We start from the raw sequence: 12,310 nt of genomic DNA, 5'->3' as shown, positions 1-12,310 counted from the left end.
GCCAGAGACGATGAGACTGATCCACCGCTATCGCGAGCAGGCTCGCTCCCACAAGGAGGCTACTGTGGACAGAGGATTCTGGGGCTCAGCGCCGGCGCATCAGGCCGATGAAAAACAGCCCGCCAATGGCTGCCGTCGCCACGCCAATCGGCAGGTCCTCCGGAGCGATCAGGGTCCGGGCGGCCACGTCCACCCACACCAGGAACAGGCTGCCCAGCAGTACACAGGCCGGCAGCAAGCGACGATGCTCGGCACCCACCAGGCGCCGGGCGATGTGCGGCACCATCAGCCCGACGAAACCGATCGAACCGCTGATGGAGACCAGCACACCGGTCATCAGCGACGCGATCAGGAAGATCCACAACCGCACCTTCGCCGCGTTCAGGCCCAGGGTCACCGCGGTCTGTTCGCCCGCCATCAGGGCGTTCAACGGCCGAGCCATGCCCAGCAGCAGGACCAGTCCCAGCAGGACACTGGCGGCGGGCACCGCCAGCAGTTCCCAGCGCGCCAGGCCCAGGCCGCCGAGCATCCAGAACATCACCGCGGAGCTGGCGCGATGGTCACCCAGGAACAGCAGCAGGTTGGCCGCCGCCATCATCACGAATGACACCGCCACGCCGCACAGCAACAGACGATCGCTTTCCAGGCGACCCTGGCGGCTGGCGATCGCCAGCACCAACAGCATGCTCAGCAGCGCGCCGATGAACGCGGCGAGGGGCAGGGTCAGCAGGCCGACGATTTCCCCGACATGCAGCACCACGATGACCGCCCCGAGGGTCGCGCCGGAGGTGACCCCGAGCAGGTGCGGATCGGCCAGTGGGTTGCGGGTGACCGCTTGCAGCACCGCGCCGATCAATGCCAGCCCGGCGCCCACCAGCGCGCCGAGCAGCAGGCGCGGCACGCGGATCAGCCAGACGATGTGTTCCTGGCCGGCCGTCCAATGGACCTCTCCCATACCGAAGGCCTTGTTCAACAAAATATCCCAGACCACGGCCACCGGTACCCGCGCCGGCCCGAAGCCCAGGGACACCACGCACGACAGCAGCATCAGCGCGCCGAGGAAGATCAGCAGTCCGGCATAGCGACGAGGGTTCATCGGTGCTGGAAACCCTGCGCCAGGGTTTGTACCGCCAGCACGTTGTCGATGCCCGGTGTGGCCTGGACGTAGGGAATCACGATAAAGCGTCGGTGCCTGATCGCATCCACTGATTGCAAGGCCGGATTGCTCAGCAGGAATTGCTGTTTCTGCTCGGCGCTGACTTCGCCGTAATCGACGATCACGATGACCTCGGGGTTGCGCTCGACCACGTTCTCCCAGTTCACCCGGGTCCAGCTGGTTTCAACGTCGTCCAGGATATTGCGCCCGCCCGCCGCGTCGATCAGGGCCTGGGGCATGCCCAGCCGGCCGGAAGTCATGGCCCGGTCTTCACCGCTGTCGTAGAGGAACACCCGGGGCCGATTGGCTGGCAGGTCTTTGCGGACTTCGGCCACCTGGGCCTGCATCGCGGCGATCAGTGCATCGGCGCGATCCTGGACATCGAAAATTTTCCCGAGATTGCGCAGGTCGTTGTAGGTGTCCTCCAGCGAAGCCGCCGGGCGTTTCATCACGAACGCGCAGGATTCGGTCAGTTCGTAGACAGGGATACCCAGCGGTTGCAGGGTCTGTGGCGTCAGGTCACCGCCCACCCGCATGCCGTAGTCCCAGCCGGCGAAGAAGAAGTCCACGTTGGCGTTGAGCAGGGTTTCCACCGAGGGGTATTTGGCCGCCAGTTCCGGCAGGCCATCGAGAATCTTCGCCATCTCCGGCGTCACCGATTTCCAGCCGCTGATGCCGCTGTAGCCGGCCATGCGCGATTTGAGCCCGAGGGCGAGCATCATCTGGGTCATGTTGATGTCGTGACTGACGGCATGCCGGGGTGCTTCGTTGAACACCACCTGGCGGTTGCAGCTCTGGATCGTCAATGGATAGCGGGTGGCTTCGGCCAGGGCGTGGGCGCTGCACAGCAGCAGCGGCAGGAGCAGCAGGGAACGCAGGGTCATGGTTGGGTTATCCAGGTGATTCGTGGGTAGCCAGCGAGGGGATGTTCATCCACCAGGGCTTCGACGCCGAAGACGTCGTGCAGCAGCGTGGTGGTCAGTACATCCTTGGGGGCACCGCTGGCGACGATGCGGCCGTGTTCGATGACATAGAGTCGGTCACAGAAGGCGGCAGCCAGGTTCAGGTCGTGGATGCTGGCGAGGGTGCCGATCCCCAGGCGCTTGATCAGTTGCAGCAGTTCGAGTTGATAGCGCGGGTCGAGGTGATTGGTCGGTTCGTCGAGGATCAGCAGTTGCGGTTGCTGAGCCAGGGCCCGGGCCAGGATCACCCGCTGTTTTTCACCGCCCGAGAGGGTGGCGAAGGCATGTTCGCCGAAGCCTTGCAGCCCTGCCGCTTCCAGGGCCTGGATGACCAGGCGCCGGTCCTCGTGGTTATCGCCATCGAACAGGCCTTTGTGAGGCGTGCGGCCCATGGCGACCACTTCCTCGACCGTCAGGCCAAAGGCGTCGGGAAATTCCTGCAGTACCACGGCGATACGTTGCGCGCACCAGCGTGATGACTGGCGCCAGACGTTGTGGTGGTCGAGTTTCACCTCACCGCTCTCCGGCGGGTTGAACCGATAGGCGCAACGCAGCAGGCTGGTCTTGCCACTGCCGTTGGGCCCGATCAACCCGACGAACTCCCCGGCCGCCACCTGCAACGTGGCGTCACGCAGTTGGAACTGGTGATGGCAGTGACCATGGCCCAGGGGTGTCCAGGCGAGGTGGGAGAGGGTCAGCGAGGTCATGCGGGTACTCAAATGATCGGGTTAAGACACAATCCCTGTGGGAGTGAGCCTGCTCGCGATAGCCGTGGATCAGGCGCCTCTGTGCTGGCTGATCCAGCGCTATCGCGAGCAGGCTCGCTCCCACATTTGCGGGTTTTGTCTACCGTTCGGCAGCGGGCGCGATTGTAGAGGTTTCGCGCCGCCTTCCGTTAACGCACTGTCTTCAACTTGAAGATGAAGCCACTTCAGCCTGGCGGTTGAAACGGGTGAAGAGCCGATCGAACAGCCACACCACCACCAGCGACGCCCCCACCAAGGGAAACACCACGGCCAGGGTCAGCATGATGAACACCCCGGTTTTCCACGTTGGCAGGTCGTGACGCAGGGGCGGTACGCCGAACTTGCCCTGTGGCCGGCGCTTCCACCACATCACCATGCCGCTCACCGCGCTGAGCAGGATCATCAGGCAGATCAGCAGCACGACGATCTGGTTCGCCGGGCCGAACATCTTGCCTTCGTGCAACATGACGCCGGTTTCGGTGGCGCGGGCGACGACGCTGTAATCGGCCCAGCGCACATCGGCCAGGACCTTGCCGGTGTACTGGTCCACGTGAAGAGTCGCGTCATTGCGCGGATCGTCGGCGAACACGGCAATGGTGAACACTCCCGTGGCTGTGGTCGGCAGGGTGATGCTGTAGCCCGGCGTGACCTTGTGTTCGGCGGCGATGTCCTGCACCGCTTGCAGGCGGATGGTCGGCGCCGCAGGACCCTCGTGCATGCCACCGTGGGCCATGTGTTCGGCATGATCGCCGGACATCGGCATCGGTGTGTTCTCCACGGCCCAAGGCACGGTCTGGCGGTGGGCGTTGTTGAGGCTGCCGGCTTCGACGTCGGACTTGGGCATGTCGTTCCACATCGCAGCCGGGAAGCGATTCCAGAGCTCGGCATACTGCTTGCCCCAGAAGCCGGTCCAGGTCATGCCGCTGAGCAGCATCACCAGCAGCAACGCCGCGCCCCAGAAGCCGACGACCACATGCAGGTCGCGCCAGAACAGCCGACCGCGAGCGTTCCAGCGCGGCCACAGGACCCCGGCCGAGGATTGCCCGCGGGGCCACCACAGGTACAGCCCCGACACCACCAGCACCACGCCCCAGCCGGCGGCCATTTCCACCAGCCGATCACCGACGGTGCCGATCAGCAGTTCGCCGTGGATGGCCCTGGCCATGGCTTGCAGGTTGTTCTTGGCGTCCTGTTCGCCGAGGACGTCACCGTGATAGGGATCGATGAAGACGTTCAGCTCCCGACCCTTGTCGATCACCACGAACTGCGCGCTGCGCTCGGCGTCGGCCGGTGGCAGGTACTGTTTGACCCGCGCTTCGGGGTAGGCCCGGCGGATCTGTTGGAGCAAGTCGTCCGCGGCCATCGTGTGATGACCGGCCGGTACGTTCAGCAGGCTGCCGTACATCAGTGGATCGAGTTGCGGTTTGAACAGGTAAATGATGCCGGTCAAGGCCAGCATCACCATGAACGGCGCGACGAACAGCCCGGCATAGAAATGCCAGCGCCAGGCCAGGTTGTAGAAATTCGGTTTCGGTTGGCTCATCGAAAAGCGCTCCGCTTGGCAAATGTGTTTGTTATGTAGTCGCTGTGCGACCGAGCGCGGGCAAGCCTTGCTCCCACAGGGTTGGGTAGTGCCTGTGGGAGCGAGGCTTGCCCGCGATGTTGTCAGAAACTCATGTCCACCTTGGTCCAGAGCGTGCGCCCCGGTTCGTTGATGGCTTGGGGATCACTGGCCGGATAGCCGAATCCGGCGTTGCCGGCCAGGTTCAAGTGTTCCGCGTAGGCTTTGCCGAACAGGTTGTCGACGCCGCTGCTGACCTTCCAATGCGTGTTGATGCGATAGGCGCCGTTGAGGGAGAAGACCCCGAAGCCCGAGCTCGTGCCGTAGTCCTTGCCCACCACGTTGCCCCTGTTCTCATCGACCCGGTGCTGCGCCGCCACCACGCGCCACAAGGCTCCGGCGCTCCAGCGGTCGGCGCTGTAGGTCAGGCCCAGGCGCGCATCCAGCGGCGGCATCTGTGCCAGGGCACTGCCGTCGCTGCTGTTCTTGCCCCAGGCATAGGCCAGGGTGGCGTCGGCCTTCCAGCGTTCAGTCAGTTGGTAGGCCGCCCCCAATTCGCCGCCCATGATCCGTGCGTCGATGTTTTCGGCCCGAGAGGTACTGCCCATCATGCCGGGCGTGTAGTCGAACAGGATGTAGTCGCGCACCTGCCCGACATAACCCGAGGCCCAGGCTTCGAGGGTTTCGGTCTTGTACTGCAGGCCGAAGTCGAGCTGGGTGGTTTTTTCTGGCTTGATCGAATCGAAGGCATTCAGCGAGCCGGTGGGTCCGTTATCCGGCGAGAACAGCTCCCAGTAGTCAGGGAAGCGTTGCGCGTGGCCCAGGCCGGCATAAACCGTCGTGGGACTGTCGGCCAGATCGTGCTCGTAGCGGACGAAACCGCTGGGCAGGGTATCGGCGCGGGTCTTGTCGGCAGTGGGGTTGGGCTGGACCATCATGCCGGAGCCGACGCTCTGCCGGTAATCCTTGGCCGAGGCCCGGTCGAGGCGGGCGCCGGTCACCAACCTGTCGCGGTCGGCGGCGTACCAGGTCAGTTCACCAAAGACACCGTAGTTGTGAAAGTCGGCGTCCTTGGTGCGCGGCAGTTCCTTGTAGGTATCGATCCCCATGCTGCTGCGTTGGCGATGTTCGTTGGTCTGGGCATCCAGGCCGCTGATCAATTGCACATCGGCCCAGCGCCAGGTGGCCTTGATGCGTGCGCCAAGCGTGCGTCGGTCGACGTTGGACGCCATGGGCCCGGCCATCATCCCGGTGCCCGAAGGCGTGCGCAGCGTGTAGTTGTCCATCACGTGGTCGGCGTAGTTGTAGTAGACCTGTGCCTCGATCTTATCCAGCACTTCGCCGAGGTTCGACCGTTCGAAACGCAGCCCTAGGCTTTCACGCTTGAACTGTGCGCCGTCCATGCCTCGCCCGGCATAGCGCGCCTCGCCGTCGCCCTTGCCGGCGGTCAGCTCCAGCAGCGTATCGGTATCCGGCGTCCAGCCAAGGGTGACGTCACCGTTCCACTTGTCGTAGCGCGACGGCACCGTGTCGTTATTGCCATCGCGGTAATCGTCCGAATGAGCGGTGTTGCCGATCACTCTTACGTAGCCCAACGACCCGCCCGCAGCAGCATCCAGCACTTTGTCGAAACGACCGTTGGAGCCGGCCAGCACACTGGCATTGACCCTCGTGCCCAGTTCTCCGAACTGTTCCGGCTTGCGGTCGAACAGGATGGTTCCGGCCGAGGCGCCGGGGCCCCACAGCACGGTTTGCGGGCCCTTGATCACCGTGAGCTGATCGTAGGTTTCCGGTGAGATGTAGGAGGTGGGCGCGTCCATCCGGCCGGGGCAGGCGCCCAGCAGCGTGCTGCCGTTGGTGAGGATATTCAGTCGCGAGCCGAACATGCCTCGCAGCACCGGATCGCCATTGGTGCCGCCGTTGCGCACCAGGGCGAAGCCGGGAATGCTCTTGAGGTAGTCACCGCCGTCACTGGCCGGGACCGGTTGGCGCGGGTCCTTGGGGTTGGTGACCACGGTCAGAGGGGAGCTGGGCGCGATGGCGGTGATGACCGTCGGGCTCAGTTCCTCGACTTGGCTTTCATGATGGTCGTGCTCATCGGCCAGTGCTTGAGACGTGAGCAACAGGCCGCACACGGCGGCGACGGCAGGGTGAAAACGCACCCGTGCCTCATTTGGAGGGCAACTGGCCTGGGCAGTGCCCAAAGCGATGCCGGCAGGAAACCTGGACATGATGATTCCATCGAACAAACGTAGGCGACACGGTCGGGCAGCCTGGGGCTGTCTTGTGCGACCGGGTTGGTAAGTGTCGGGTTTACGCGTCGAGGGGCGGTGCGCGGGGACGGGCGCCCGGGAAGAAGGCCGGCCGGGCATGGCCCAGACGTGGTGAAGGGCTGGTGAAGGTGTTGGCCGTCGGGGAGTCGAAAACGGCGAGGGACTGCCCTCCGGGCAAGGCCGGGCAGTTGAACAGCAGGCTGCAATAGCCGCATTTTTCCCACAGCGCGTGGTGCTCGTTCTGGGGCGGGCAGTGTTCGGCTGCCGTTGCCTCATGTCCGGTGTGAGCACCTGCGGACATGTCCATGCTCATGTCCATATCCATGGTCATAGGCATGGACGAAGACATGCGTTGATCCATCGGCATCGACTGAGAAATCAGTGGACCGATAAAGATCATCAGCATGGCGAACAGGCTGATCCAGCTGCCGCGTGCCAGTCTCATCGGCTGGCGGCGGGGCATGTCAGGCCTGGCGCGGAGAAGACCCATGGCCGGCTATCAGTGCATGTGGGCTTCGGTCATGGTGCCGTCGGGGGCTTTTTTCTGCACCACTATGTCGACCGTGACATCCCCGGCTTTCTCGAAATGCAGGGTCATGGCGAAGCGCTTGCCGTCGCTCAGCAGGCTGCGGTCCTTCAGGTCCAGCAGCATGACGTGGTAAGCCATGGGGGCAAAAGTGACGGTGGCGCCAGGAGCAATCGCAACCACAGGCACGGGCTGCATCTTCATCAGGTCGTCCTGCTTCACGTGTTCGTGGAGCTCGGCCTTGCCGGCAATCGGCGTGTCGACGCTAAGCAGTTTGTCCGCCGTTGCCCCGGTGTTGTGGATCACGAAATACGCGGCCACGGTGGGCGCGTTGGGCGGCAGCTCCTGGGACCAGGGATGGGCAATCTCAAGGTCGCCGACCTTGTACTGATGAGCATGGGCGAAGCCGACGGGAAGCAGCAGGGCTGCCAGCAGGATGAGTCTGTTCAACATGGGTGATTCTCCGGAACGATTCAGGACGCAATTGTTTTTATGCGGTGGGAATCAGACCAGAGGCGAGGCGCGGGGGTTGAGACTCGGCCATTGTTGGCGTGGTGTGGGGCTGTCGAACGCCAGGTGGACAAGGCCGTGATGGGCAGGCTGTGGAGTCAGATACAGCCGCGGAGCCTGTCCAGTGAGCGCCACCAACGACGCCGAGCCTGCGCAGCACCAGCAATGCTGCATGGTCGAATGGTCGTCGTTGCGGGGCGTGCCCTGTTCGAGCTTGCCCAGGGAAATCGCCACCAGCTTCGTGCCACTGGAGGAGCAGAAACTGCCCCACAACAGCTGCTCGACCGGCGAGTTCTTCTGCACTGCCCCGCTGCCGGAAAGCGGCATGGCAAGCATGTTGAACAGCACTGCGAAGCAGGCGATCCAGGCAAATGCAAGCCGTTGTCGGGACATGGGCGAATCCGCTCGGTTGGGCGATCAGGTGGCGGTATTTAGCCTGATCGCAGGCTGGAAGTAAAAAAGCCATGTGCGGTGTAGGGTCGCAGGGCTCGTGTTAACAGTAGCAACAGATCGCCATATGAGCGCTGTCGTGGCGAGATATCAGTCGACGTTCAATTGGTCACCATCCGCATCGAGGGCAATTGGCGTCATGTCTTTTGCTCGAGCGATATCGTCGAGAGCCGCTCGTACCAGTACGCCGTCGCCATCGTCCTCGTCGAAACAGGCATCCAGATACGGAGTCATTTCCTCAGGCGTTTTGAGATAAATAGCAGCATCGAAGCGTGTGAATGTTCCGGTCATTGAGGGCGCCTCCTCCAACAGTAGCTGAGCAAACTCAGGGTCACGCCTGGTGCGTTCGACAATCGTGTGTTTGTAGTTTCGTGTGAGGGCCATGGGACTACCTTCAAAGACTCCAATAGCTGGTGAGTATTTGTGGCGAGAAGATTTATTCCCCGTTGGGCTGAGTAGACACTGTGGGAGCAAGGCTTGCCCGCGATGAAGCCGACGCGGTTTATCTTGGAACCGAGTCGCGTTCATCGCGGGCAAGCCTTGCTCCCACAAAGCGCAGTGGTGTGACGTTTCGCTAAACCCTCCTCGCCACCGCAACGGCTTCGCGACTAAACGAAGGGAGGCGGCTGTACGCAGGTTAGTCGACCGGGGAGTTCAGCATTACCGGCGCGCCCGAGGGCGCCCTGCGCACAACCACCATCAAGTGCAGGTTGAATACCTGACTGGACGGAGCTTATGAACCAGCTGAAAGCCACGGGCGACTAAACCCGATCACTGAGGGGCAGTGACGGAGTCCAAGCTACCGATGCGCTCCCAGGTCCACAAGCCGGCGGATTCTGGCGCAGTTGTAGGCAGCGGCGCAAGGCGATGTAGTCTGGGTTCGTAGTCTCAGTGCGGCCGGATCGTGAAGGTCGGTAGAGTTACATCGACAGCGCCGACAACATCTCATCCAGCGTCCAGAATTCCCGATCCACCCCCGCCAACACCGGCCGCCTCAACACCAACACCGGCACCCCACGCTCCCGCGCCACCTCCAGTTTCGGCTCGGTCGCGGTGCTGCCACTGTTCTTGCTGACCAGCACATCGATCTGCCGCCGCTCGAACAGCGCCCGTTCGCCGTCGATATGGAACGGCCCTCGCGCGCCGATGACTTCGCAGCGTTCGTTGCCGGGGTACACGTCCAGGGCGCGCAGGGTCCAGAATTGCTCCGGGGGAATTTCATGCAGATGTTGCAGTGGTTCGCGGCCGAGGGTGAAGAGGGGGCGGTGGAAGGGTTTCAGGGCCTGGATCAGTTCGGCCCAGTCGGCCACTTCGCGCCAGTCATCGCCATGGCGGGGCTGCCAGGCCGGGCGGCGCAGGGCCCAGCAGGGGACGCCACAGGTGCGGGCGGCGTGGGCGGCGTTGTGGCTGATCTGGGCGGCGTAGGGATGGGTGGCGTCCAACAGCAGGCTGATGCTCTGGTCGCGGATGAATTGCGCCAGGCCCTCAGCGCCGCCGTAGCCGCCGACGCGTACCTGGCAGGTCAGGTCAGTGGGGACACGGCCTACGCCCGCCAGGCTGTAGATGTGTTCAGGGCCGAGTGTGCGTGCGATGGCCAAGGCTTCGGTGACGCCGCCCAGCAGCAGGATGCGTTTCATGTAAAGGCTCCGGCGTGGCCGACGATCCCGCCTTGGCGGTCGATGGCGAAGACTTCGACTTGAACCTGGGGCGGCACGACGCTACGGGCGAAGGCCAGGGCGTGCTCGCACACCGCATCGCCGAGGGCGATGCCTGCGGCACTGGCCATCGCCAGGGCCTGTTGGCTGGTGTTGGCCTCGCGGATGCCTTTCTGCAAGACTTCGCCGGCGCCGATTGCGGCGGCCCAGTCGGCCAGTTGTGGCAGGTCGATGCTCGAATGGCGGCTGTGCAGGTCCATGTGACCGGCGGCGAGTTTGCTGATCTTGCCAAAGCCGCCGCAGAGGCTGAGCTTGTCCACTGGAACCTTGCGCACATGCTTGAGCACGGCCCCGACGAAGTCGCCCATTTCGATCAAGGCGATTTCCGGCAGGTTGTAGACCCGGCGCATGGTGTCTTCGCTGGCATTGCCGGTACAGGCCGCGATGTGCAGGTAACCGTTGGTTTTCGCCACGTCGATGCCTTGATGGATCGAGGCAATGTAGGCCGCGCAGGAGAAGGGCCGGACAATGCCGCTGGTGCCGAGGATCGACAGTCCGCCGAGGATGCCCAGGCGTGGGTTCATGGTCTTCAAGGCCAGGGCTTCACCGCCCTCGACGTTGACCGTGACTTCGAAACCGCCGGTATAGCCGGTTTCTTCGGCCAGCCGGTCCAGGTGATCGCCGATCATTTTGCGCGGCACCGGGTTGATCGCCGGCTCACCGACCGCCAGCACCAGGCCCGGTCGCGTCACTGTGCCGACGCCGCGCCCGGCAATGAAGCGCACCCCCGGTTCGGCGGTCAGCCGCACCTGGGAAAACAGCAACGCACCGTGGGTCACGTCGGGGTCGTCGCCGGCGTCCTTGATCGTCCCGGCCTCGGCGCCCTGGCCGGTCAACCGGCAGAACTCCAGGCGCATCTGCACCTGTTTGCCCTTGGGCAACACGATCTCCACGGCATCGGCGCAATGACCTTGCAGCAACAGGCGCGCCGCCGCCAGGCTGGTGGCCGTGGCGCAGCTGCCGGTGGTCAGGCCGCTGCGCAGGGGCGCGGGTTGTTCGGCGGTTTCGTCACGCATCGAGGGGCTTTACCAGGTCCAGCAGGGTAATCGGCAACGCCTGGCGCCAGGTGTCGAACTCGCCCAATGGTTGGGCCTGGGCAATGTGGATGCGGGTCAGTTCGCCGCCATGGAGTTCGCGCCAGTTCATGAGCGTCATCTCGCTTTGCAGGGTCACGGCATTGGCGACCAGCCGACCGCCGGGCTTGAGTTGGGCCCAGCAGGCTTCCAGCACGCCTTCACGGGTAACGCCGCCGCCAATGAATACGGCGTCCGGTCGCTCCAGTCCCTCAAGGGCCTGGGGCGCTCGTCCGCGAATCAGTTGCAGGCCGGGCACGCCGAGGGTATCGCGGTTACGTTCGATCAACCCTTGGCGGCCTTCGTCGGCCTCGATGGCCAGGGCTCGGCAGGCCGGGTGCGCGCGCATCCATTCGATGCCGATGGAGCCGCTGCCTGCGCCAACGTCCCAGAGCAATTCGCCGGGCATCGGGGCGAGACGGGCCAGGGTGATGGCGCGCACATCGCGCTTGGTCAATTGGCCGTCATGTTCGAACGCGGTGTCCGGCAAACCGGCCAGGCGTGACAGGCGCAACGCCGCAGGGTCGGCCCGGCACTCGACGGCGATCAGGTTCAGGTCGGTGACGTCTGGCTCGGACCAGTGTGCTGCGCAGCCTTCGATCCGCCGTTCTGCCGGGCCGCCAAGGTGTTCCAGCACAGTCATGGGGCTGGGGCCGAACCCGCGCTCGCGCAGCAATGACGCCACTGCACCGGGACTGTGGCGGTCATTGCTCAGCAACAACAGCCGGACGCCTGTGGATAAATGGGCATTGAGCGCTGCCAGAGGACGCGCCACCAGCGACACAGTGACCACCTCCTGCAGCGGCCAACCCATGCGCGCCGCCGCCAACGAACATGACGATGGGGCCGGGATGACCAGCATCTGCTCGCTTGGCAGGTGTTTGGCGAGGCTGGCGCCGACGCCATAGAACATGGGGTCGCCGCTGGCCAGCACACACACCGGCTCGCCCCGTCGCGCCAACAGTGGTTCCAGGGAAAACGGGCTTGGCCACAGCTCCCGTTCGCCGCGGATGCACACCGGCAATAACGCCAGTTGGCGAGCGCTGCCGAGAATGCGCGTCGCTCGCAACAGGGCATGGCGAGCCGTTCGGCCCAGACCCTTGAAGCCGTCTTCGCCGATGCCCACTACGGTCAGCCAGGGGGTCATCTCTGTTCCTCGAATGGGTAGGGTTGCTCGACGGGCACATCAGTCCCGCGAACCGGGCCGCCATCATACCGCGCCGGTGGGAGCAAGGCTTGCCCGCGATGGCAGTGTTCCGTTCAACATCATCATCACAGACGGCCCGCTATCGCGAGCAGGCTCGCTCCCACATTTGAATGAGGTTGCCCACTTAATTT

General features: G+C 64.0%; 12 protein-coding genes. All 12 read right to left on the bottom strand.

Annotation, left to right across the window (positions count from 1 at the left end; translation table 11 throughout):
* Positions 1–85 precede the first annotated feature (85 nt).
* The 12 genes from ACODTO_RS29015 to cbiE all read right to left on the bottom strand — a co-directional run bounded on the left by ACODTO_RS29015 (position 86) and on the right by cbiE (position 12,119).
* Positions 86–1,096, bottom strand: a complete 1,011-nt coding sequence (locus ACODTO_RS29015; RefSeq protein ID WP_139646681.1) for a FecCD family ABC transporter permease — start codon at positions 1,094–1,096, stop codon at positions 86–88.
* Positions 1,093–2,040: an ABC transporter substrate-binding protein gene (locus tag ACODTO_RS29010; protein WP_489107445.1), complete on the bottom strand. Its 948-nt coding sequence runs from the start codon at positions 2,038–2,040 to the stop codon at positions 1,093–1,095. Before ACODTO_RS29010 ends, ACODTO_RS29015 begins: the two co-directional genes overlap by 4 nt.
* A complete protein-coding gene (locus ACODTO_RS29005) occupies positions 2,037–2,825 on the bottom strand; it encodes an ABC transporter ATP-binding protein (protein WP_139646677.1) in 789 nt (262 codons plus the stop codon). Before ACODTO_RS29005 ends, ACODTO_RS29010 begins: the two co-directional genes overlap by 4 nt.
* Positions 2,826–3,027: 202 nt before the next feature.
* Positions 3,028–4,407 (bottom strand): PepSY-associated TM helix domain-containing protein, encoded by a 1,380-nt coding sequence (locus ACODTO_RS29000; protein ID WP_489107444.1) that lies wholly within the window; start codon positions 4,405–4,407, stop codon positions 3,028–3,030.
* A gap of 122 nt (positions 4,408–4,529) precedes the next feature.
* Entirely contained in the window at positions 4,530–6,656 is a 2,127-nt protein-coding gene (locus ACODTO_RS28995; RefSeq protein ID WP_489107443.1) for a TonB-dependent copper receptor, read from the bottom strand.
* Between the two features lie 82 nt (positions 6,657–6,738).
* Entirely contained in the window at positions 6,739–7,143 is a 405-nt protein-coding gene (locus tag ACODTO_RS28990; RefSeq protein ID WP_489107446.1) for a DUF2946 domain-containing protein, read from the bottom strand.
* Between the two features lie 54 nt (positions 7,144–7,197).
* Entirely contained in the window at positions 7,198–7,677 is a 480-nt protein-coding gene (locus ACODTO_RS28985) for a copper chaperone PCu(A)C (RefSeq protein ID WP_489107442.1), read from the bottom strand.
* Between the two features lie 51 nt (positions 7,678–7,728).
* Positions 7,729–8,127 (bottom strand): DUF2946 domain-containing protein, encoded by a 399-nt coding sequence (locus ACODTO_RS28980; protein WP_139646669.1) that lies wholly within the window; start codon positions 8,125–8,127, stop codon positions 7,729–7,731.
* Between the two features lie 147 nt (positions 8,128–8,274).
* Entirely contained in the window at positions 8,275–8,568 is a 294-nt protein-coding gene (locus tag ACODTO_RS28975) for a helix-turn-helix domain-containing transcriptional regulator (RefSeq protein WP_257225662.1), read from the bottom strand.
* Positions 8,569–9,104: 536 nt separating this feature from the next.
* Positions 9,105–9,821 carry a cobalt-precorrin-6A reductase gene (locus ACODTO_RS28970; RefSeq protein WP_489107441.1) on the bottom strand — a complete coding sequence of 239 codons (717 nt, stop codon included), beginning with the start codon at positions 9,819–9,821 and terminating at the stop codon, positions 9,105–9,107.
* The gene (locus ACODTO_RS28965; RefSeq protein ID WP_139646665.1) at positions 9,818–10,915 is read right to left on the bottom strand and encodes a cobalt-precorrin-5B (C(1))-methyltransferase; all 1,098 of its coding nucleotides are present in this window, start codon (positions 10,913–10,915) and stop codon (positions 9,818–9,820) included. Before ACODTO_RS28965 ends, ACODTO_RS28970 begins: the two co-directional genes overlap by 4 nt.
* Positions 10,908–12,119 (bottom strand): precorrin-6y C5,15-methyltransferase (decarboxylating) subunit CbiE, encoded by a 1,212-nt coding sequence (gene cbiE, locus ACODTO_RS28960; protein WP_464710285.1) that lies wholly within the window; start codon positions 12,117–12,119, stop codon positions 10,908–10,910. The genes ACODTO_RS28965 and cbiE overlap by 8 nt, the downstream gene beginning before the upstream one ends.
* Positions 12,120–12,310 lie beyond the last annotated feature (191 nt).

It is taken from the genome of Pseudomonas sp. FG13, from assembly GCF_057809755.1.
The sequence above is the reverse complement of the archived record's forward strand: the minus strand, read 5'-3'. Positions and strand labels throughout refer to the sequence as shown.